Source organism: Aeromonas sp. ASNIH8, assembly GCF_002919855.1.
Classification (GTDB): Bacteria; Pseudomonadota; Gammaproteobacteria; order Enterobacterales; family Aeromonadaceae; genus Aeromonas; species Aeromonas caviae.
The window spans coordinates 47,380-69,043 of record NZ_PQLN01000010.1 but is presented as its reverse complement, the minus strand read 5'-3'; the positions used below and the strand labels follow the sequence as shown (position 1 = coordinate 69,043).

19 protein-coding genes, 1 tRNA gene, 2 rRNA genes and 1 riboswitch are annotated in these 21,664 nt (G+C 63.2%); of the genes, 18 read left to right on the top strand and 4 right to left on the bottom strand.

From position 1 onward, the window contains the following. The 9 genes from C3418_RS04640 to cbl form a co-directional block, all read left to right on the top strand. Positions 1-107 (top strand): 23S ribosomal RNA (locus C3418_RS04640); the annotation flags it as partial. 83 nt (positions 108-190) lie between these two features. Beyond that, positions 191-305: ribosomal RNA gene (rrf, locus tag C3418_RS04635) — 5S ribosomal RNA — on the top strand. Between the two features lie 98 nt (positions 306-403). Further along, positions 404-480 (top strand) — tRNA-Asp (locus tag C3418_RS04630). A 405-nt stretch (positions 481-885) separates the two neighbouring features. Then, positions 886-1,887 (top strand): sulfate ABC transporter substrate-binding protein, encoded by a 1,002-nt coding sequence (locus tag C3418_RS04625; RefSeq protein WP_042864432.1) that lies wholly within the window; start codon positions 886-888, stop codon positions 1,885-1,887. A 39-nt stretch (positions 1,888-1,926) separates the two neighbouring features. Next, positions 1,927-2,502, top strand: coding sequence for an alpha/beta hydrolase (locus tag C3418_RS04620; protein ID WP_039039453.1), 576 nt, complete (start codon positions 1,927-1,929; stop codon positions 2,500-2,502). Positions 2,503-2,771: 269 nt separating this feature from the next. Continuing rightward, complete coding sequence (cysT, locus tag C3418_RS04615; protein WP_039039454.1) at positions 2,772-3,611, top strand: sulfate ABC transporter permease subunit CysT; 840 nt, start codon at positions 2,772-2,774, stop codon at positions 3,609-3,611. Beyond that, positions 3,608-4,501: a sulfate ABC transporter permease subunit CysW gene (cysW, locus tag C3418_RS04610; RefSeq protein ID WP_010672826.1), complete on the top strand. Its 894-nt coding sequence runs from the start codon at positions 3,608-3,610 to the stop codon at positions 4,499-4,501. Before cysT ends, cysW begins: the two co-directional genes overlap by 4 nt. A 31-nt stretch (positions 4,502-4,532) precedes the next feature. Beyond that, the gene (locus C3418_RS04605) at positions 4,533-5,600 is read left to right on the top strand and encodes a sulfate/molybdate ABC transporter ATP-binding protein (RefSeq protein ID WP_010672827.1); all 1,068 of its coding nucleotides are present in this window, start codon (positions 4,533-4,535) and stop codon (positions 5,598-5,600) included. A gap of 116 nt (positions 5,601-5,716) precedes the next feature. Further along, positions 5,717-6,664 (top strand): HTH-type transcriptional regulator Cbl, encoded by a 948-nt coding sequence (gene cbl, locus C3418_RS04600; protein ID WP_010672828.1) that lies wholly within the window; start codon positions 5,717-5,719, stop codon positions 6,662-6,664. A gap of 111 nt (positions 6,665-6,775) precedes the next feature. Here the strand turns inward: cbl and gbpA are convergent, their stop codons facing one another. Then, entirely contained in the window at positions 6,776-8,197 is a 1,422-nt protein-coding gene (gene gbpA, locus C3418_RS04595; RefSeq protein WP_103858059.1) for an N-acetylglucosamine-binding protein GbpA, read from the bottom strand. A 60-nt stretch (positions 8,198-8,257) separates the two neighbouring features. Continuing rightward, positions 8,258-8,343, bottom strand: a riboswitch (cyclic di-GMP riboswitch). A 229-nt stretch (positions 8,344-8,572) separates the two neighbouring features. Beyond that, positions 8,573-10,252, bottom strand: coding sequence for a methyl-accepting chemotaxis protein (locus C3418_RS04590; RefSeq protein ID WP_103858058.1), 1,680 nt, complete (start codon positions 10,250-10,252; stop codon positions 8,573-8,575). Between the two features lie 295 nt (positions 10,253-10,547). Here C3418_RS04590 and C3418_RS04585 point away from each other — a divergent pair, with 295 nt between their 5' ends. The 7 genes from C3418_RS04585 (at position 10,548) to C3418_RS04555 (ending at position 17,422) form a co-directional block, all read left to right on the top strand. Further along, complete coding sequence (locus C3418_RS04585) at positions 10,548-12,398, top strand: M3 family metallopeptidase (RefSeq protein ID WP_103858057.1); 1,851 nt, start codon at positions 10,548-10,550, stop codon at positions 12,396-12,398. 398 nt (positions 12,399-12,796) lie between these two features. Beyond that, positions 12,797-13,273, top strand: coding sequence for a murein L,D-transpeptidase family protein (locus tag C3418_RS04580; RefSeq protein WP_029313677.1), 477 nt, complete (start codon positions 12,797-12,799; stop codon positions 13,271-13,273). A gap of 121 nt (positions 13,274-13,394) precedes the next feature. After that, positions 13,395-14,108, top strand: coding sequence for an AzlC family ABC transporter permease (locus tag C3418_RS04575; protein ID WP_041210991.1), 714 nt, complete (start codon positions 13,395-13,397; stop codon positions 14,106-14,108). Positions 14,109-14,110: 2 nt separating this feature from the next. Beyond that, positions 14,111-14,446: an AzlD domain-containing protein gene (locus C3418_RS04570; RefSeq protein ID WP_010672834.1), complete on the top strand. Its 336-nt coding sequence runs from the start codon at positions 14,111-14,113 to the stop codon at positions 14,444-14,446. Positions 14,447-14,568: 122 nt separating this feature from the next. Beyond that, positions 14,569-16,095 (top strand): YjjI family glycine radical enzyme, encoded by a 1,527-nt coding sequence (locus C3418_RS04565; RefSeq protein WP_103858056.1) that lies wholly within the window; start codon positions 14,569-14,571, stop codon positions 16,093-16,095. Positions 16,096-16,132: 37 nt separating this feature from the next. Then, positions 16,133-16,981, top strand: a complete 849-nt coding sequence (locus tag C3418_RS04560) for a YjjW family glycine radical enzyme activase (RefSeq protein WP_103858061.1) — start codon at positions 16,133-16,135, stop codon at positions 16,979-16,981. Positions 16,982-17,098: 117 nt separating this feature from the next. Next, positions 17,099-17,422 (top strand): DUF1820 family protein, encoded by a 324-nt coding sequence (locus C3418_RS04555; RefSeq protein ID WP_039039461.1) that lies wholly within the window; start codon positions 17,099-17,101, stop codon positions 17,420-17,422. A 16-nt stretch (positions 17,423-17,438) separates the two neighbouring features. Here C3418_RS04555 and C3418_RS04550 read toward each other — a convergent pair whose 3' ends face one another. Together C3418_RS04550 and C3418_RS04545 are read right to left on the bottom strand one after the other, a co-directional pair. Further along, a complete protein-coding gene (locus C3418_RS04550; RefSeq protein WP_103858055.1) occupies positions 17,439-18,371 on the bottom strand; it encodes a LysR family transcriptional regulator in 933 nt (310 codons plus the stop codon). Between the two features lie 58 nt (positions 18,372-18,429). Beyond that, positions 18,430-19,626: an amino acid aminotransferase gene (locus C3418_RS04545; RefSeq protein ID WP_103858054.1), complete on the bottom strand. Its 1,197-nt coding sequence runs from the start codon at positions 19,624-19,626 to the stop codon at positions 18,430-18,432. A gap of 394 nt (positions 19,627-20,020) precedes the next feature. Here C3418_RS04545 and bcsG (C3418_RS24655) point away from each other — a divergent pair, with 394 nt between their 5' ends. Together bcsG (C3418_RS24655) and bcsG (C3418_RS04540) are read left to right on the top strand one after the other, a co-directional pair. Beyond that, positions 20,021-20,566, top strand: a complete 546-nt coding sequence (gene bcsG / locus C3418_RS24655) for a cellulose biosynthesis protein BcsG (protein ID WP_258039806.1) — start codon at positions 20,021-20,023, stop codon at positions 20,564-20,566. Then, positions 20,550-21,656 carry a cellulose biosynthesis protein BcsG gene (bcsG, locus tag C3418_RS04540; protein ID WP_258039807.1) on the top strand — a complete coding sequence of 369 codons (1,107 nt, stop codon included), beginning with the start codon at positions 20,550-20,552 and terminating at the stop codon, positions 21,654-21,656. Before bcsG (C3418_RS24655) ends, bcsG (C3418_RS04540) begins: the two co-directional genes overlap by 17 nt. The last annotated feature ends 8 nt before the right edge of the window (positions 21,657-21,664 follow it).

Here is a 21,664-nt window from a genome sequence, read left to right as displayed (position 1 = left end):
TGAGGGTCCTAAAGGGCCGTTGGAGACCACAACGTTGATAGGTGGGGTGTGTAAGCGTAGCGATACGTTGAGCTAACCCATACTAATTACCCGTGAGGCTTAACCATACAACACCCAAGAAGTGTTCGAAGGCTTGTAGCAGATACCGAGAACGAATTACTTAATCAGCTTTCTCAGATTGAAGATTTTGCCTGGCGGCAATAGCGCAGTGGAACCACCTGATCCCATGCCGAACTCAGAAGTGAAACGCTGTAGCGCCGATGGTAGTGTGGCATTCGCCATGCGAGAGTAGGACACTGCCAGGCACCCAATTAAACGGTGATGTGAAGAATCACATGACTGGCTGCGAGGATGACACCTCACAAACAAGCAGCAAAAGATTTAGCGAAAGCTAACCGAATGCGGAGCGGTAGTTCAGTCGGTTAGAATACCGGCCTGTCACGCCGGGGGTCGCGGGTTCGAGTCCCGTCCGCTCCGCCACTAAATTGAAAGGCCTTCCCTGACGGGAAGGCCTTTTTGCTTTCTGGCGTCTGGATAAGAGCTCAGGGAACAAGAGGCAACCGACGGGTCTGCCGCCTGTTACTGACAACCCGCCTCTTCCCCCCTGTGGTGCTTGCGTGTCTGGCATTGTCCCTTTACCCAGGGCTTACCCTTCGCTCTGGTTTGCCTTTGTTCCTCCATCTTTTCCCCGCCCTGCCAATCGACCGGGCTTTGTCGTGTCTGGAGATGAGCATCGCAAGCACGCGAATACGCTCTGGCCGAGAGTGCCAGAGGACCATCGGGAGCTCATATGCGGATAAGAGATAAGCAAAGCGCTTTTTCTTTCTTCATGGAATATGCATAAGCGGGCATGCTGTACTCAACCCAACGATATGGAGTATCACCATGAAACTGCGAATGACCGCTCTCACCGTTCTCTCCCTGCTGGCTCTCGGTCAGGTCCAAGCCGCCGAGGTGCGGCTGCTGAATGTCTCCTATGACCCGACGCGGGAGCTGTTCCAGGAGTACAACAGTGCCTTTGCCAAGGAGTGGAAGGCCAAAACCGGCGACGATGTGGTGGTGAGCCAGTCACACGGTGGCTCAGGCAAACAGGCTCGTGCCGTGGTGGACGGACTGGAGGCTGATGTGGTCTCCCTGGCGCTGGCCTATGACGTGGATGCGGTGGCCAAGGCAGGTCTCACCGCCAGCGACTGGGAAGGGCGTTTGGCCAACAATGCATCTCCCTACACCTCCACCATCGTCTTCCTGGTGCGCAAGGGGAATCCCAAGCAGATCAAGGATTGGGGCGACCTGGTGCGCAAGGATGTCGCCATCATCACCCCCAACCCCAAGACCTCCGGCGGTGCGCGCTGGAATTATCTGGCTGCCTGGGGCTATGCGCTGAAGAAAAGCGGCACTGAAGAGGGCGCCAAACAGTTTGTCAGCGATCTGTTCAAGAATGTGAAGGTGCTGGACTCCGGGGCACGTGGCGCCACCACCAGCTTCATCGAACGCGGGCTCGGGGATGTGTTGCTGGCCTGGGAAAATGAAGCGTTGCTGGTGCTCAATCAGCCGGGTACCAGCGACAAGTTCGAACTGGTGGTGCCCTCGGTCTCCATCCTGGCCGAGCCGCCGGTAGCCGTGGTGGACAAGGTAGCCAAGAAGCATGGTACCGAGGCCGTCTCCAAGGCTTACCTCGAGTATCTCTACTCTGACGAAGGGCAGCGCATCATCGCCAAATACCACTATCGTCCGAGCAATCCGGCGATCCTGAAGGAGACAGCGGCCCAGTTCCCCAACCTGACGCTCTTTACTGTCAAGGATCTGGAAGGCGATTGGGACAAGGCACAGAAGAAGCACTTCGCCCAGGGCGGATCGTTTGACCAGATTTACCAACCGGGCCGTTAAGAGACGCAGGCCCCTGTGACAACAGATAGGAGTACCACGATGAACAAGATCCTTCTGGTTCCCGGTCTGCACAACAGTGGGCCGGATCACTGGCAGAGCCGCTGGCACCAGCAATTTCCCCAGTGGCAGAGAATGATGGGTCTGCCCTGGGACAAGCCGGATCTCACGGTCTGGAGCGCCAAGCTGGCGAGCAAGCTCAGGAGCCGGCGCAGCCGGGTCCACTTGGTCGCCCACTCCTTCGGTGCTCTGACGGCCATCGCTGCCGCCAGACTGCAACCAGACAAGGTCTCTTCCATCTTCATCGTTGCTCCTGCCGATCCTGCCCGTTTCGGTATCCCGGATGAGGTGTTGGCGGGGTCCATCAAGGTCTCTGCCCAGTTGATCGCCAGCCGCAATGACCCCTGGATGAGTTTCGAGCGGGCAGAGTTCTGGAGCCGGCAGTGGCAGGTGCCCTTGTTCGATGCGGGGGAGGTGGGCCATATCAATGCCCAGTCCGGCCATGGGGAGTGGCACCAGGGGCTCGCTTTGCTCGGCACCCTATACCGCCGTGCCGAAATGGTGGTGGAGCCTGCTCCTGCCGAGTGGGGCAAGCAGGCTGCACTCAGTTTTCGATGAGGGCGCCTCGGATTGTCTCGGCACGATTTCCAGACAGGCTGGCAACTTGGCCAGCGTGACTGACTTTGCATGTTCCCGGTTTTACCGCTCCGTCTTTTAGGTCTTTTATTTATATAAAAGACCTTTTTTTATGCTTATCGCTCTAAAAGCCTTGTTCCACCATTGTTAGATAAAAAAGTGCTTAGCAAAGGCATTATTGGTGTTTGTTGTCCCTGGCCGCCGTGAGCAAAATCGTCACATCCAAAGTATTTATAACAAACGGATGTGTTATGCGATTAAGTTCTTATTCCGTCCTGCCAGGCTTGGGGCCAACGCTGGGCTTCAGTCTGCTCTATCTGGGCATACTGGTGCTGCTGCCGCTCTCGGCACTGGTGCTGTTTGCGGTGAACAACCTGAGCGCCGCCGAGTTCTGGCAGGTGATCGGCTCCCCCCGGGTGCTCGCCTCCTTTCGCCTGAGCTTTGGCGCCGCCTTCATTGCCGCCCTGCTCAACAGTCTGTTCGGTCTGATACTGGCCTGGGTACTGGTGCGCTATACCTTCCCCGGCCGCAGACTGGTGGATGCGCTGATCGACCTGCCCTTTGCCATGCCGACTGCCGTCTCCGGCATCGCCCTGTGCGCCATCTTTGCCCCCAACGGCTGGATTGGCCAATGGGTCGCTCCGCTGGGCATCGAGCTTGCCTACAACCCCATAGGGGTAGTCATTGCCCTGACCTTTATCGGGCTGCCCTTTGTGGTGCGGACCCTGCAGCCGGTGCTGCGGGAAGCGGAGAGCGAGCAAGAGGAGGCGGCCGCGAGCCTGGGTGCCAACCGCTGGCAGACCTTCATCCGGGTACTGTGGCCGACCCTGGTACCTGCGCTGCTCACCGGTTTTGCCCTGGCGTTTGCTCGCGGCGTGGGGGAGTACGGCTCTGTCATCTTCATTGCCGGCAACCTCCCCATGGTGTCCGAGATTGCCCCCCTGATGATCATGAGTCACCTGGAGGAGTATGACTACGCCGGTGCATCGGCCATTGCGTCCGTCATGCTGCTCATTTCCTTTGTGCTGCTGTTGCTCATCAACAAGTTGCAAGCCTGGAGCTGGGCTCGCATCGGAGGAAGCCGTATATGAACGCCTCTACTGCACATCTCGATCAGGCCCAGGAGTCCGCTCCGGCCACCCCGGCGCGTCATCCCCCGGTGACCCATGAACCGGTCTGGGTCAAATGGCTGCTGGTCACAGTCGGTCTGGGCTGGTTTGCCGCCTTGCTGCTGTTGCCGCTGGCCACCGTCTTCATCCAGGCGCTGAGCCCGGGTCTGGCCTTCTTCTGGCACGCCATCAGCGAGCCGGATGCCCTGAGCGCCCTGGGGCTGACCGCCCTGGTGACGCTCTGCTCGGTGCCCCTGAACCTGCTGTTCGGGCTGGCCGCCGCCTGGGCCATCGCCCGGTTCCGCTTCCCTGGCCGGCAACTGCTTATCACCCTCATCGATCTGCCGTTCTCGGTCTCGCCGGTCATCGCGGGCTTGATGTTCGTGCTGCTGTTCGGCAGTCGCGGCTGGTTCGGCGAGTGGCTCAGCGAGCACGACATCAAGATCATTTTCGCTACCCCGGGGATCATCCTGGCGACCACCTTCATCACTGTGCCCTTCGTGGTACGCGAGCTGCTGCCCCAGATGGAGGCGCGGGGCCCGGAGGAAGAGGAGGCCGCCATCATGCTGGGGGCGAGCGGGTTGCAGATGTTCTGGCGGGTGACCCTGCCCGGCATTCGCTGGAGCCTGATGTATGGCCTGCTGCTCTGTACCGCCCGGGCGGTGGGGGAGTTTGGCGCCGTCTCCGTGGTCTCCGGCCACATTCGCGGCCAGACCAACACGCTGCCGCTGCACATCGAGATCCTTTACAACGAGTACCAGACCGGTGCCGCCTTTGCGGTGGCCAGCCTGCTGGCGCTGTTCGGGATCTTCACCCTGCTGGGTGAGACCCTGCTGGCCAGGTTGCGCGGCCAACCGACCCAGTCCCATTGATCCCGAATTAACGGTTATAGGAGAGGCATTCATGAGCATTCAGGTTCAAGGGCTCAACAAGCATTTCAATCAGTACGCGGCGCTGGCCGACATCAACCTCGATTTTCACGACGGTGAGCTGGTCGCCCTGCTCGGCCCCTCCGGCTGCGGCAAGACCACCTTGCTGCGGATCATCGCCGGGCTGGAGCAGGCGGACAGTGGCAGCGTCATCATCCGCGGCGAGGATGCCTCGGATCTCCATGTGCGCGAGCGCAACGTTGGCTTCGTGTTCCAGCACTACGCCCTGTTTCGCCACATGACGGTATTCGAGAACGTGGCCTTTGGCCTGAGGGTCAAGCCGCGCAGCGAACGCCCGGACGAGGCGGCCATCCGCACCCGGGTCAAGGAGCTGCTGGATCTGGTGCAGCTCAGCCACGTCGCGGCACGCTACCCGACCCAGCTCTCCGGTGGTCAGCGCCAGCGGGTCGCCCTGGCCCGGGCCCTGGCGGTGCAGCCCAAGGTGCTGCTGCTGGACGAGCCTTTCGGCGCCCTCGATGCCCAGGTGCGCAAGGAGCTGCGCCGCTGGCTGCGTGAGCTTCACGACGAGCTGCATGTCACCAGTCTGTTCGTGACCCACGATCAGGAAGAGGCCCTGGAGGTGGCGGATCGGGTGGTGCTGATGAACGCCGGCAAGGTAGAGCAGATTGGCACCCCTGCCGAAGTGTATGATCAGCCCGCCAGTGCCTTCGTGCACAGCTTCCTTGGCAGCGTGAACCTGTTTCGTGGCAGGGTGGCCGGGCAGGGGCTCGGCATCGGTGAACAGCAACTGGGTGGCCCCATCCCCTCCCATCTGGCAGAAGGGAGTGCGGCCATTGCCTATGTGCGCCCCCACGAGCTGGAGATCCTGCCCTCGGATGCCCCCGGTGGCATTCGCGCCACCATTACCCGCCTGCTGCCCATGGGGCCGCGCATCCGGGTGGAACTGCGTGGCGATGGGGAGACGGGAGGCGCCCACTACGAGGCCGAACTGAGCAAGGAGGCCGCCCGCGCTTTTGCTCCCGGCCAGGGGGTGCGCCTGGTGGCCAGGCAGGCACAGCTCTATCCCGACTACCAGATCTGAGGGCAAGCCGCGAGGTGCGGCCCTCTGTCAGGCTTGCTGCCGGGCCATGATCCCGGCAATCCATAACAAGAGGACGGTGGCACGAGCCACCGCCACTCAGCGCAGGAGGCGATGAGGTGAACTTTCAGCAATTGCGAATCATTCGGGAGGCGGCACGACGGGATTACAACCTGACCGACGTGGCCAATGCCCTCTTTACTTCCCAGTCCGGGGTCAGCCGCCACATTCGCGAGTTGGAGGAGGAGCTGGGGCTCGCCCTTTTCATTCGCTATGGCAAGCGTCTGCTCGGTATGACCGAGCCGGGCAAGGAGTTGCTGGTGATCGCCGAGCGTATCCTGGGGGATGCCGACAACATCCGCAAACTGGCGAGCACCTTTGCCAATCGCGACTCGGGCCGGCTGCTCATCGCGACCACTCATACCCAGGCCCGTTATGCCCTGCCGAGGGTAGTGAAGGCGTTTCGGGAGCAATTTCCCCTGGTACAGCTGGAGCTGCGTCAGGGGAGCCCGGAGGAGATAGTGCGGCTGGTGCAGACCGGTGAGGTGGACATCGGCATCAGCAGCGAGCAGCTCGACAAGAGCGAAGGGGTGGTGGCCTTTCCCTACTACCGCTGGCACCACAATATCGTCGTGCCGGAGCAGCACCCCCTCACCGCCGAGCGGGAGCTGACCCTGGCCGCTCTGGCCCACTGGCCCATCGTCACCTATCAGGCCGGCCTCACCGGTCGGGCACGGGTGGATGATGCCTTTGCCGAGGCGGGCATAGTGCCGCAGATCCTGCTGACCGCCCAGGACTCCGACGTCATCAAGACCTATGTCGAGTTGGAGATGGGGGTGGGCATACTGGCGGACATGGCGTTCGATTCCCAGCGGGACAAGGGACTGGTGCAACTGGACGGCAGTCGGTTGTTTGCGCCGCACACCGCCTGGATCGGCCTCAAGCAGGGGCAGTTCCAGCACAACTTTGCCTGGCAGTTCATCCAGCTCTGCAACCCCGAGCTGGCGCTGGCGGAGATCCAGGCCCGTGCCATGAGCAACGAGCCCCTGCTCGATTACCAGATTTGAACCGAGGGGTGGATGAAAAACGGGGAGCCATGGGCTCCCCGTTTGTTTGATGTTGACCTGATCTGGCACGGGAAACGCCGAGCGGGTTCTCGCCAGGTCGGAGACGTCCCATCACTGCGCTGTCCAGGCCTCCTGCCAGTGGGAGCCTACGCCCGGTTCATACTGGGTGGCCGTGCTCGCCCACTGGCTGCACCAGCCGCTGTAGGGGAAGGGTTTGCACTGATAGACCTTGCCGTTCTTCGGCTGCAGCACCCGGGTTCCGGCGGTGTAGGACTTGAGGCCGTCCGGGAAGGTGAACTGGTAATCGCCCCCGCTTGCCGGATCCTTGAACATGAGGTCCAGGGTCTGCTGCACCGCGTCACCACCGGCCTTGGGTTTGCCCTCGATCACCAGCTGATGGTGGCCTGCACTCAAGCCGGTCAGCGCCATGGAGAAACTCTGGCTGCCGTCCTTGATGTCGGCACTGCTCTGTCCCCTGGCGACACCGCCGTGGTCATAGAGGGTGTTGGTGATGGCGAGATCCCCCTGGGCCGTGACGGTGAAAGTCAGGGTGAGCTTGCCGTTGTCGAGCGTGTAGTCGCTCGCCAGACCGCTCACGCTGATCCCGTTCTCCACCGGGGGCTGCTGTTGCTCAAGCTGGATCTCGACCCGTTGCAGGTTGCTGCCAGCCTTGAGGTAGACCGGGTTCTGGCCATAGACGGGGTTGAACTGGCCGTCCGTGCCTTGCTGGCCCGCACGGATCTGGCTCTGCTCGGCGTTGATCTTGCTCGCCAGGGCGTGGGCCCAGTTGTTCTTCTGGCCCTGCCCGGCGCTGGCGATGGTCAGCTCGGTCTGGAGATCGGTGCGCTCGCCATTGGCATCGAACACCCGGGTTCTGGCTTTGTCACCCGCCACCAGGTTGATGGAGGGATAGATGGTCCCTCCCTGGCTCCAGGTCAGCGGGGGCTGGGTGCCATCCTTGAACCGGGCGTCGATCAGGTTGTAGAAGCTGTTGGCGGTATCCCCTACCTCCCACACCCCGAGAATGACCTGATAACCGGTACGTGCGGGCAGGGTGCACTGATGGGTCACCTGTTTGGGGGGCTGCACCATGTTGCCCTCGATGACGCAGAAGGGATTGAGATCGAACGCATCCCGGGTGAGGGGCTGGTTCGGGTTCCAGTCCTGCTTGGTGAGGTAGTAGCGCCAGTTGCGGGTCACGTGGTTGGCAGTGAAGGTCCAGCTGATGGCGAAGGGACCGGCCTGCACCTCACGTTTGGTCCAGCGATCGAGGGTTTGGGTGTTGAGCTCGCCGAATTGGGGGTGACCGGCCGAGGCTATCTGGCCGTCGGCGGGGCCGCCATCGGGGAAGCCGGAGGGGGCTTCCAGGCTCTGGGGTTCCCACTGGATGGCGCCACACTGGCTGTTGCCCCCTGTCTTGCACAGGTAGTTGCGCCCTTCGGGCTGGCTGATGTAGCCGTGAGCGAGCACGCCGCCACTGGCCAGCAGCGCCAGCGCTGCCGCGAGATGGGTGAGTCGGATATTTGCTGCCATACATTCCTCTGTTCGGTGATGTGGGCAGTCACGTTGGCAGGGGAGTTCCCCGAAACACGGTGCTGCAACCCCGCTATCCTGGACAGCTTGTCTTTAGACCGGAGGCTTTGCGTCCTGGCCTTTCAACCAGTTTGCCAAATGACTACAGAAAGGATCATGGTGCCGCCTGTGGCGACCACTCATCATGACTATATTTTGTTAAAAAATTAAGTGTAAAAATTGACAGTGCCATCTCATCGGAGCAGCGCATCAGCGGCAGATCGCTCCATCGGGATCTGCGCGCTGGTTCAGTGCGAGAGGGTGGCCCGGGAGAGGCTCCCGTGGCCATGACAGGAAGGGAGCCCCTGCCAGCCTGGCAGGGGCTCACGGGGCCACTCAGTGGCGGGGTTGCATGCCTGCTCGGGAAGAGGACGCCTGGGTCGGTCGCATCATCCTGTCCTGGGCTTGGGCGTTGTCGAGCTTGAACACCGCCAGTCGCTCGTCGAGGCTTCGGGAGAGACCGGCCAGCAGTTCGCTCTCCTGGGCCAACTGGGAGGCCGCCTGGGACATCTCTAGCGCCGAGTCGTTGATGCCGCTGACGTTGCGGTTCATGTCTTCCGCCACCATGCTCTGCTGCTCCGCCGCCGTGGCGATCTGGGTCGCCATGTCACTGACGTGCTGGATGTGATTGACGATGAGGGAGAGATCCTGCCCCGCCTTCTCGGACTGGTTGACGCTGCTCTCCGCCAGCTTGCGGCTGGCGTCCATGGCGTTGGCGGCGGTGACAGCCCGTTGCTGCAACTGGGTGATGGTACTCTGGATCTCCTCGGTGGAGTGGCGGGTGCGACTGGCCAGCTGGCGCACCTCGTCGGCCACCACGGCGAAGCCACGGCCCTGCTCGCCGGCCCGGGCCGCCTCGATGGCGGCGTTGAGGGCCAGCAGGTTGGTCTGCTCCGAGATGGCGCTGATGACCGCCGTCACCTCGCTTATCTGCATCACTCCCTCCTTGAGCTGGTTGACCTGCAGGGTGGCCTGTTCCACCTCGGTGGCCAGCGCCTGGATGCCGTGCACGCTGGCGTGCACGTCCCGGTTGCCGAGGCCGGCCTCGCTGGTGGCGTCCTGGGTGTCGCGGGCGGTGTTCTCGGCGTGGCCCGCCACGTCGGAGATGGTGGCGCTCATCTCGTTCATGGCGGTGGCGAGCTGGGCCAGCTGATCCCGCTGGCTGTTGACCGCCTGGTTGGTCTGCTCGGCGGAGGCGGCGATGCGCAGGGCGGCATCCGCCACGTTGCGGGCCCCCTGGCTCGCCTCCAGCAGGGCGCGGCGAATGGCGTTGAGTCCCTGGTTGGTGCAGCTGGCGACGGCGCCCAGCTCATCCTTGCCGTGCACCGGGATGCTCACCACCAGATCGCCGGCGGCCACCTGCTGCATGGCCCGGTTGATCTCGGCCAGCGGATTGACGATGGAGCGGCTGATGGCAAAGCCCAGCAGTCCCATCAGCAGGGTCACCAGCAAGGTGGCGCCCCCCATCAGCTGATACTGGGACCAGATGGTGGCCTGGATGTCCTGCAGCAGCACGCCGGAGCCGAGGATCCAGCCCCAGGGCTGATAACCGGCCACCAGCGACATCTTCTGGGCCGCCTCGCCGGAGGGGGAGATCCACTTGTATTCCAGCCGGCCGCTGTGGCCCCCCTTGCCGAGATCCACCATGTGCTGCCAGTGGGACTCGGCAGGGTTGTTGCCCATCTGCTGGCCGACCAGCTCGGGTTTGGCGGGATGCACCACCACCCGACGGTCTTCATCCAGTACGAACAGGTAGTTGTCCCCGTCAAAGCGCATGCTGTCGAGCATGGCCTTGGCCTGTGCCTTGGCCTGCTCCGGGGGGAGGGTGGCGGCCAGGGCCTGGATCCGGCTCATGGCCAGATCCAGCACCGCCTGCAGCCTGGCTTCCCGTTCACTCATCAGATTGCGGTGCAGGGCACTGGCCGAGATGAGCAGCAGTGCGATGAAGCCGACCAGGGCCAGTGAGAGCAGCAGCATCAGCTTGCGACTCACGGCAATATCACCGAGCTTGAACATAGTCTTATCCTTACTTTCCCATGCGGGTCTGATTGTGGCCGAACTACCGACCGGACCTGATTGTTGTTATTTTTAACATATCATTAACTTTCAATGGGTTGCGATGGAAAACAGCCAATTGAGCCGTTTGACAACCAGTATAGCCAGCAGACAGAAACCCTCGCTTTTGATAGCGTGATGGCGCGCATCCCGGCGCACAATTTGTCTGCTCCATTCGCAAGAAGTGTGAATGGGTTGGCATTTCACCAAAAAGGAGTGGGCGCCCCCGTGGTCGCCCCATAACAAGAGGGAAGTTATGAGTTCCATTGCCAGGAATTATCTCAACCAGCTCAATGCCGATTACCTGCAGGTGCACAGACGCAAGGAGGACCTGTTCTGGTCCACCTACATGGGCACCAGCGACGATCAGGCAGGCTTCACCGCGGCCGAACAGGCCTACAAGGCGTTCTGTGCCGATCCTGCCCGCCTGCCGGTGCTGCGGGAGATGCATGCCCAGGCCGAAGAGGCGGATCTCAGGCGCGGCCTGGGGGGCTGGATCGCCTTCTTCGAGTGCAACGTCATCGAAGATCCCGGTGCCTCCGCCCTGATGGACGAGCTGGTGGCCGCCGAGGCGGATCTCTTCGCCCGTCGCAAGGGGTTGAAGCTCACCTTGCTGGACGAGCAGGGCCGCCAGGTGCCCGGCAGTCTGCCCGCCGCCAGCACGGCGCTGGCCGCCAGCAGCGACGAGGCGGTGCGCCAGAGCGCGCTCGCCATGTTCCACACCCTGGAGCAGTGGGTGGTCGACAACGGCTATCTTGACATCGTCGCGCTGCGCAACCGCTTCGCCCGTGCCATGGGCTATCGCGACTACTTCGATTACAAGGTGCACAAGAACGAGCAGATGAGCCCGGAGCAGCTGTTTGCCATTCTTGACGACTTCATCGCCCGTACCGATGCCCGCTTGCACCAGAGTCTGGCGGAGCTGAAAGCGGCCAAGGGGGAAGCAGCCCTGCTGCCCCACAACCTGCGCTACAGCGTGAGTGGTGACGTGACCCGCCAGCTCGACCCTTACGTGCCCTTCTCCCGGGCGCTGAAGGATTGGGTCGAGAGCTTCCGCCGCCTCGGCATCCAGTATCGCGGTGCCACCCTCACCCTGGATCTGCTGACCCGGGAGGGAAAATACGAGAACGGCTTCTGTCACGGCCCGGTGCCGAGCTTCTGGCAGGAGGGGGAGTGGGTGCCGGCGGTGGTCAACTTCACCAGTCTGGCCAATCCGGCCCAGGTAGGCAGCGGCTGGAGCGGGCTCAATACCCTGTTCCACGAGGGCGGCCACGCGGCACACTTTGCCAACGTCACCGGCAACGCCCCCTGCTTCTCCCAGGAGTTCCCGCCCACCTCCATGGCCTATGCCGAGACCCAGTCCATGTTCTGCGACAGCCTGCTGGACGACGCGGACTGGCTCAAGCGCTATGCCAGAAACGCGGCGGGAGAACCCATCCCCGATGCGCTTATCCAGGCCATGATTGAAGCGCGCCAGCCATTTCGCGCCTTCAACGAGCGCCAGATCGCGCTGGTGGCCTACTTCGAGCGGGATCTTTACGCCATGGACGAGGCCGAGCGTACCCCGGCCGCCGTGCTGGCACTGGCCCGCAAGTGGGAGCGCAAGATCCTGGGGGTGGAGAGCCCACGCCCGCTGCTGGCCATCCCGCACCTTCTGAACCAGGAGTCGGCCTGCGCCTATCACGGCTATCTGCTGGCACTGATGGCGGTGGAGCAGACCCGCGCCTATTTCCTGAGGCGCGACGGCTACCTCACCGACAACCCGCGCATCGGACCGGATCTGGCCGCCCACTACTGGGGACCGGGCAACGGCATGACCCATGACGAGACGCTGCAGAGCCTCACCGGCGAGGGGTTCAGTGCGGTGCCGCTGGCCGAGGCGTGCAACCGGAGCGCCGCCGAGGCGTGGCAACAGGCACAGACGTGCATGGCGGCGGCGCGGCAGCTCCCACCGGCAGGGGAGGGGACGCCCCTCGACGCCCATATCCGGGTGGTACACGGGGCCGAGCTTATCGCCGACAACAGCGAGTCCGAGGCGCGCATGCTGGCAGACTTCGAGGCCTGGATCCGGCGCCTTGAGACCGCCGAACCAGTGACCGAGGCCTGAGCCCAGTGTCGCACCGTCAAAAGAGCCCCATCAGGGGCTCTTTTTTGTGGGTTGAGAGGGCCTGACCCCATGGCGCCAGCCTTGGATTGGCTGGTGGACAGGCTCAAGTGTCCTTGACGGCGTTGCCCGCTGGTTTTTCTTCCTGCGCCATCTTCCTGGCCTTGACGACCTGCGCTGAGGCGCCCGGTTGCTGGCAAGAGGCGACGCCCTGCCCTTGGCAGGGTGTCTGCATGGCGGGCTGACGGCCATTTCCCCCTGCTGGCCACAGATATGTTTCTCCCGATATATTGAGTATTCACGGCGATCCCATATCATGGCGCTCGCTCGCCACCAGAGGGTGGCGGCATTCAGATGATTTGCTAACAAGAGAGCCCAGAAGGCTCGCAGAGGGATGGATAGTGAGAGCCGTATTGCTGTGTTTGCTGGGGCTGTGGCCCGCGTTGAGTTTTGCCACTCTGTCCGCCGATATGGTGGTGGTGAAGAAGTCGAGTTACAGCCTGACCCTGATGAAGGATGGCAAGGAAGTGAAGCGCTACTGGATTGCCCTGGGCCCGGCTCCCAAGGGACACAAGCAGCGTGAGGGGGATCAGCGTACCCCGGAAGGTCGCTATACCCTGGACTACAAGAAGAGCAACTCCGGTTTCTACAAGGCCATTCACATCAACTACCCGAATCTGGACGACATCAAGCGCGCCAACGAGCTGGGTGTGAACCCGGGCGGCATGATCATGATCCACGGCCAGCGCAACAGCCTGGGGGATCGCAGGGTGCAGCCGTCCAACTGGACCAATGGCTGCATTGCGGTGCTGAACCACGAGATGGACGAGATCTGGAACGCCATCGAGCCAGGCACCCCCATCATCATCGAGCCCTGATCCCGCCTGCCAACGCCCGCTCTCATGCGGGCGTTGCATTTGTCGCAGACCATGACGTGACACTGCCTCCTGCGCCGTGCTAGTTTTCCCGGTTCGCATTGGCTGTGACAAGGATGATCCCATGATGTCGGAAACCCGCCTCCCTGCGCCCGAGCGCACGGGGGCACTCTGGTGGCGCGCCACTCTGGATATGCTCCCGCTCTCCATTTCCGTCATCCCCTGGGGGATACTGTGCGGCGCCCTGGCGCTTCAGGCGGGTATGAGCCCGCTCCAGGCACAGCTGATGTCGCTGCTGGTCTATGCGGGGGCGGCCCAGCTCTCGGCCACCACCCTGTTCGGGGCGGGGACGCCGCTGCTGCCCATCATGGGCTCCACCATGGTGATCACCTCCCAGCATCTGCTCTATGGCTTCACCTTCCGGCGCGACGTGCTGCCGCTCTCCCTGCGCTGGCGGGCCAGCCTCGCCTTCTTCCTGACCGACGAGATGTTTGCGGTGGCGCTGAAAGAGAGGGAGCGCAGCGGCGCCTTCAATCCCGCCTATGCGCTCATCGCGGGCTTTGTCTTCTATCTGTTCTGGAACCTGGCGACCCTGCTCGGCATCGCCGCCGGCCAGTACATCGAGGGGCTGGACAAGATGGGGCTCGACTTTGCCATCGCCGCCACCTTTATCGCCATGACGCTCCCCGCCATGAAGAACCTGCCCATGGTGGCGGCCACCCTGGTGAGCGGCGGGACGGCGCTCGTCACCAAGCCGCTGCTGGCGGAGATCCACATCATCGTCTCGGCCCTGGCCGGCATGGTGGTGGGCTATGTATTGCACCGGATGAGGAGGTGATCATGGGCTGGCTGATGATAGGGCTGCTGGCCCTGATCACTTTCTTCAACCGTTTTGCCTTCTTCTCGCGGTTGACCCGCTATCAGCCGGGGGCCGAGATGGGGGCTTTCCTCAGCTTCTCGGCCCAGTCGGTGCTGACCGCCATCTGGCTGCCCATCGTCTTCAGCTATGAGCCCGGCCACGGGCTGGACTGGGATCCGGACTACCTGGCCGCCACCCTGCTGGTGACGGTGTTGACCCTGCTGCGCCTGCCTACCCTGGTGGTGGTGGTCGTCGGCATGGGGGGCTTCTTCCTGCTGCGTTGGCTGGGGGGCGTGGCCCTGTTCTGGCCCTGGTGAAGGATGTGCCGTGATCCGGCATGGCGGATGTCTTGATGGGATATCCGCTCTGTTGGGAATGTCACTTCAAAAAAGACCTCCCAAGTGTGAGGATTTTGGCTCCACCCGCCACGGAGTGAACCATGTCCTTCACCGAAACCTGCCAGCGCATCGTGCGCGACCCTCTGCTCTCATCGGCCCAGAAGGGTCGGGCCCTGGCGCTCGCCGCCGAAAACGCGTTGCCTTACCCCGAGTTGCCTGCCGCCGTGCAGGATGCCATGGCACAAGGGGTGCTGTGCGACATGTTCGAGGGGCACGCCCCCTACAAGCCGCGCTATGTGCTGCCGGATTACGCGCGGTTTTTGCGCCAGGGCTCGGCCTGGCTTGAGCTGGCTCCGCCGCGGGACTTCGACGAGGCCCTCGATGCCCTGCGCATCCTCTATCACCACGTGCCCTCCGTCACCGGGATGCCGGTCTGGCTGGGACGGCTCGATCAGCTGCTGCTCCCCTTTGTCGGCGAGCTGGATGACGAGACTCTCTACCGCAAGCTGAAAGGGTTCTGGATCTATCTGGACCGGGTGCTGCCGGACGCCTTCATGCACGTCAATATCGGCCCCGATGACAACCGGATCTGCCGCCTGATCCTGCGCATCGACAACGAGCTCAAGCAGGTGGCCCCCAACCTCACCTTCTTTCACGATCCGGAGCAGACTCCCGACGATCTGCTGCTGCTGGCGGTGAAGAATATCGCCGAGTGCAGCAAGCCGCATATCGCCAACTACCCGATCCATCGCGATACCTTCGACCAGCGTGGGTTTGGCATCGTCAGCTGCTACAACGCCCTGCCGCAGGCCGGTGGCGCCAACACCCTGGTGCGCATCTCCCTCAAGGGCGTGGCCGGGCAGAGCGCAGGGGTTGAGGATTTCATGGCGCGCACGCTGCCTCACTATTGCGAGCAGGCCTCGCGACTCATCGAGGCGCGCGCCGCTTTCCTGCACCGGGAGTCGGGTTTCTTCGACAGCTTCCTGGTGGAGGAGGGGCTGATCGAGGAGGCGCGTTTCGTCCCCATGTTCGGCATCTTTGGCATGGCGGAGGCGGTGAACCTGCTGATGGAGAAGGGAGGCTTGCCGTGGCGCTATGGCTATGACGATGAGGCCAACCAGCTTGGCTATCGCATCTCGGCTCGCCTCTCCGAATGGGTGGCCAGGAGGGGCCAGACCCATGCCTGGGGCGGCCGCGCCCTGCTCCACTCCCAGGGGGGACTCAGCGTGGACAGGGGCGTGACTCCGGGGGTTCGGATCCCCTATGGCGAGGAGCCGGATCCCGCCAGTCACCTGCTGGCTCTGGCGCCCCACCACGGCTTTTATCACTCCGGGATCAGCGAGATCCTGACCCTGGATCCCACCATACGCCAAAATCCGCAGGCGTTGTTGCAGCTCTGCAAGGGGGCCTTCGCCCTCGGCATGCGCGAATTCAGTGCCAACGTGGCGGACAGCGATCTGGTGCGGGTGACCGGCTACATGATCCGCAAGCGCGACCTGGCCCGCTTCGCGGCAGAAGGCTCGCGGCTGCAGACCACCTGCCTCGGCGCCGAGGCAAGCGAGCTGACCGGGATCCGCCAGCGGGCACCGCGGGTGGTGGCCATCGAGACCCTCTTGAATGAGCACTGAGAACGGCAGGCCGAAGGGGGCCGAGCTCAGGGCGACGGTGAGCCGCTGGCTGCCCTTCTCCTGCGTGGACGGCCCCGGCAACCGGCTGGTGCTGTTTTTGCAGGGCTGCAACTTCCGCTGCCCCGGCTGCCACAACCCCCACACCATGGGGTTGTGCGATCACTGCGGTGACTGCGCGCCCGGTTGCCCGGGCGGAGCCCTGGCGATGCAGGAGGGGCGGGTGAGCTGGCAAGCCGAGCTCTGTACCCACTGCGACCGTTGCCTCGATGTCTGCCCTCGTCACGCCAGCCCCAAGACGCGCCAGATGTCGGTGGCAGAGGTGCTGGCCCTGCTGCGCCGCTATGGCCCGCTGCTCACCGGCATCACCGTCTCCGGCGGGGAGGCGACCACCCAGTTGCCCTTCGTGATCGCCCTGTTCACGGCCATCAAGGCTGCGCCAGATCTGGCCCGTCTCACCTGCCTGCTCGACAGCAACGGATCCCTGGGGAAAACGGGTTGGCAGCGGCTGCTGCCGGTGCTGGACGGCGCCATGATAGACCTCAAGGGGTGGCGCGACTCTGTGCATCACTCGCTGACCGGCTATGGCCGCGAGCGGGTGCTGGCGTCGCTGCAACTGCTCGCGCAGGCGGGCAAGCTGGCGGAGGTGCGCCTGCTGCAGGTACCGGGGCAGAGCGATTATCTCGCCGCCGACGGCACGCTGGAGGCAGGGCTTGCCGCCTTCTTGCGTGCCCTCGGGCCCGTGCCCATCCGCCTCAACGGCTTTCGCCACCATGGGGTGCGAGGGGAGGCGCTGTCATGGCCAGAAGCCGGGTCGGCTGATCTGACAGTGCTTGCCAACGCATTGAAGGCCAAGGGGTTTGGGGCCGTGATGCTGCCTGCGATCTGATCTCTGCGGCACGTCGGGAGGCTGTGACCCGATATGACGCAACTGTGAACTCTGTCTATAGGGGCTGTCCGAGGGGACGGCTAGAATGGGCAAACCGTCCATCACCAACAGATACCCATGAGTGAATCCAACGCCCTTTATCGAGTGCAGTTCATTTGTCACAGCGAGCGTTACGAAGTCTATGTAAGAGAGGTGAATCAGGGCCAGCTGTTCGGCTTCATCGAGATCGCCCACTTCGTGTGGGACACCCACACGGCGCTCATCGTCGACCCCAGCCACGAGAAGCTGAAGAGCGAATTTGCCGACGTCACCCGCACCCTTATTCCCATGCACCACGTGCTGCGGGTCGATCAGGTGCGCAAGCAGGGGGCCGCCCGCATCACCGAACTGGGCAACAACGTCACCTCTTTCCCTGGCCCCATCTACACCAAGAAACCCTGATTCCTGCCACCAGGCATCATTTTGGGGCGTCCAGCTCCCGGGCCAGTTGCAGGATGCGCTGACGGAACCAGCGCAGGGCGGGATCTTCCCCCAGGGGGCCATACCACACCAGGCTGTGGGTCACGGCGCCGTAATCGAAGGGGACAGGGCGGCTCACCAGCCCCTGGGTACAAGCCCGGGTAGCCCAGCCCTTCACGGCCGTGAGAATGAGATCGCTCTGGCGCAGCAGGGCGGCGGCGCTGCCAAAATCCGGCAGGGTGACCCCCAGTCTGCGCCGTACCTGGCGCTGGGCCAGACTCTGCTCGAAGAAGGGGTCGGCCAGCTCCTGATCGCGAATGGCGATATGGCGCCAGCTCAGGTAGGCATCGAGATCCCAGGGGCGCGTCAACGCCGGATGATCCGCGCGCATCAGGCAGACCAGCTCGTCCTCCCGCAAGGTTTCCCAGACGAGGCCGGGCTGATTGACCCCGGGCTGGCTCTGATCGTGGGGCAGGATCACGAAGTCGAGCTTGCCCGCCGCCAGAGCAGCCAGTCCCTGCTCGTCCTTGTTACGCACGACGGGCATCAGCCCCGGCACCTCCTGCATCAACTGACCCAGTACGGCTCCCATGGGCCAGATCATGCTGCTCTCCCGCATCGCCAGGTTCAGCTCCCCCTGCCAGTTGGCAGGGGCAAATCCTTCCTGGCTGGTGAGGCCGTTGAGCTCCCCCAGCAGGCGGCGCAGCGTCGGGCCGAGGCGCTCGGCAAACGGGGTCAGCAGCAACTGGTTGCCCTGGCGGTAGAGCAGTTGATCCCCCAGCAGTTCGCGCAACTGGTTGAGGGTCTTGCTGACGGTGGAGGGGGTGGTGCAGAGGCGCTCGGCGCTGCGGGTGACACTGCGGGTGTCGAGCAGCAGATGCAGGGTCACCAGGTGGCGACCGCCGAGGCGGGAGAGGGCAATGAGATCCATCACGGTTCCACGGGCAAGGGGACAAACGAAAAGCCCCGCCTGAGCGGGGCTTGCGGGCTTAGCCCTTGAGCACGGCGGCCATGGCGTCGGCCACGTAGTCGACGTTGCGGCTGTTGAGGCCCGCCACGCACATGCGACCGGAGCGCACCAGGTAGACGGCGAACTCTTCCCGAAGGCGGTCCACCTGCTCCGGCGTGAAGCCGGTGTAGCTGAACATGCCGCGCTGGTTGATGAAGTAACCAAAATCGCGGCCCGGCACCTTGGCACTCAGCACCTCGAACAGCTTCTGGCGCATGGCCTTGATGCGGGTGCGCATCTCGGTCACCTCACCGACCCACATGGCGTGCAGTTCGGGCTGGCTCATTACCGCAGCGGTGATCTGGCCGCCGTGGGTGGGGGGGCTGGAGTAGTTGCGGCGCACGGTGGCCTTCATCTGCCCCAGCACCCGGCTCGCCTCTTCGGCATCCTGGCAGATGACCGACAGGCCGCCGCAACGCTCGCCGTAGAAGGAGAGGTTCTTGGAGAAGGAGTTGCTGACGAAAAAGCTGACACCGGCGGCCACCATGGCGCGGATGGCATAGGCATCCTCTTCCAGCCCGTCACCGAAGCCCTGATAGGCGATGTCCATGAAGGGGATCAGGTTCTTCTCGACCATCAGAGCGATCACCTGGTCCCACTGGGCACGGGAGAGATCCACCCCGGTCGGGTTGTGGCAGCAGGGGTGCAGCAGCACGATGCTTTTCGCCGGCAGGCTGCTCAGGCAGTCGATCATGGCGTCGAACAGCACGCCGCCGGTGGCCGCATCGTAATAGGGGTAGTCGTGCACCTTGATGCCGGCCCCCTCGAACATCGCCTTGTGGTTGTCCCAGGTGGGATTGCTGACCCACACCTCGGAGGTCGGGAAGTAGCGCTTGAGCAGATCTGCACCGATCTTCAGCGCGCCTGAGCCGCCGATGGTCTGGATGGTGGCGATGCGACCCGCCTTGACCGCTTCGTGCTCGGCGCCAAACAGCAGGTGCTGCACCGCGGTGCGGTAGTTGGCGGCGCCTTCCATTGGCTGGTAGGGGCGCGGGGCCGGGGCGGCGGCGCGCTGCGCTTCGGCCTGCTGCACCGACGGCAGCAGCGGAATGCGGCCCTGCTCATCGTAATAGAGGCCAATCCCCAGGTTCACCTTCTGTTCGCGGGTATCTTTGTGGAAGGTTTCGACTAGCGTCAGTATGGGGTCGCCAGCATAGGCATCGACGTGTTCAAACATGGGGGGTCCTTGAAGTTGACTGTCCAATTCGGCCGGCCATCAGCCGGGCCGATATGATGGCGCAATCCAGTGGTGGCCTCAAGTTGTTCGAGATGGCGACAGGGCTGACAAAGTCTGTCGCAGTGGTGAATGCGGGGCCCTTGCCAGGATCCTGCATCCCGTCTGCACGTTCCCCCCATTTTGTCAGAGAAGGCTGCCTTATCGGCATCGTTTGGATAATATATGGATGCATACGGCCCCTCTCATTCCCCTCCCACCCATCCGGGGGAGCCAGGTTCGGCGCCGCCTGAGACAAAAGAAATAGTTGCATATATAGTCAGGCTATTCTTTTGACAACCATTGCAGTGTGCCCGGCCCCTTCGGGGGGCCCACGATAACAGGTGACTCATCGCCGATGACCCGACATGTTTCTGATGCCGATTCCCCCTGGCTGGACTGGCACGGCCTGGGTGGCTGGAATGTCTATTTTCTTGCCAAGTTCGCCCTGCTCTGGGGGGGATATCTCAACTTCCACCCCCTGATCAACCTGGTGTTTGCCGCCTTCCTGATCTTTCCCCTGCCAAGGGCCGGGTGGCGCCGTGCGCGGCACTGGCTGGCGTTGCCGGTGGGGGCGGGGATCTTCTATCACGATACCTGGTTGCCGGGGATAGAGAGCATTCGTGCCCAGGGCAGCCAGGTCTTCTCCTTCACCCTGGATTACTGGGCTGAGCTGCTCGGGCGTTTCATCAATTGGGAGATGGTCGGCGCGGGGTTCGTGCTGCTGACGCTCTATCTGTTCATCGCCCAATGGCTGCGCTTCACCCCCTGGATCCTGCTGGCGCTGCTCTGGCTCTGGGTCTCGCCCCAGGTGAGCAATCCCTTCGCGAGCAGCAAGGGGGCGAGCGAGCACGCCCCGGGAGGAGACCCGCCCCTCAGTGCTGCCCATGGAGGAGCAGCTTGACCAGAGTGCCCCGCCGACCAACGAGAACCTCAACGCCTATCTCGATGACTTCTATCGGGAGGAGCAGGAGAGGCTGGTGCACTTCCCGGAGAGCCTGCCAGCCCAGGCGACCCCCTTCGATGTGCTCATCATCAATGTCTGCTCCCTGGCCTGGCGTGACGTGGAGGCGAGCGGCCTGACAGGGCACTCGGTCTGGTCCCACTTCGACATTCGCTTCAACCGCTTCAACTCCGCCACCTCCTACAGCGGCCCGAGCTCCATTCGCCTGCTGCGGGCCAGTTGCGGGCAGACCAGCCACCAGGGGCTCTATGTGACGGCGCCGAAGCAGTGTCTGCTGTTCGAGAACCTTGCCCAGCTCGGCTTTGCCAAACAGGTGGCCATGGATCACTCGGGGGATTTTGGCAATTACCTGACCGGCCTGCAGCAGTATGCCGGGCTGGATGTGACCCCCATGGACAAGAAGGGGCTGGCCCATGACCTCGCCTCCTTCGATGGCGAGCCCATCTATCGCGGGGATGCCCTGTTCGGCCGCTGGCTGAACGAGCGGACACAGAGCCAGGCGGCACGCAACGTCACCTTCTTCAACCTCATCGCCCTGCACGATGGCAACCGCTATGTGGCGAGCCGCCAGATAGCGCCCTACAAGGCGAGGTTCAAGACCCTGCTGGATCAGCTGGACGACTTCATGACGACGTTGGAGCAATCCGGCCGCAAGGTGGCCGTGGTGATGGTGCCTGAGCACGGCGCCGCTCTCACCGGCGACAAGATGCAGATGGCCGGGCTGCGGGACATTCCCAGCCCGAGCATCACCCAGGTGCCGGTGGGGGTTGCCCTGCTCGGTACCAAGGCGCCCCACGAGGCGACCCGCAATGTGGACACCCCCAGCAGCTTCCTGGCGGTATCAGAACTGGTCTCCAGGCTGGTGGGGAAGGATGTGTTCGGGAGCGAGACCATCGATTGGGATGCCCTGCTGGGCGACCTGCCGCAGACCCCGTCGGTGTCCGAGAACCAGGGCTCGGTGGTGATCGAATATCAGGGCAAGTACCACATCAAGCTGGGGCAGGGGGACTGGGTCCCCTATCCCCAATGAGACCGGAA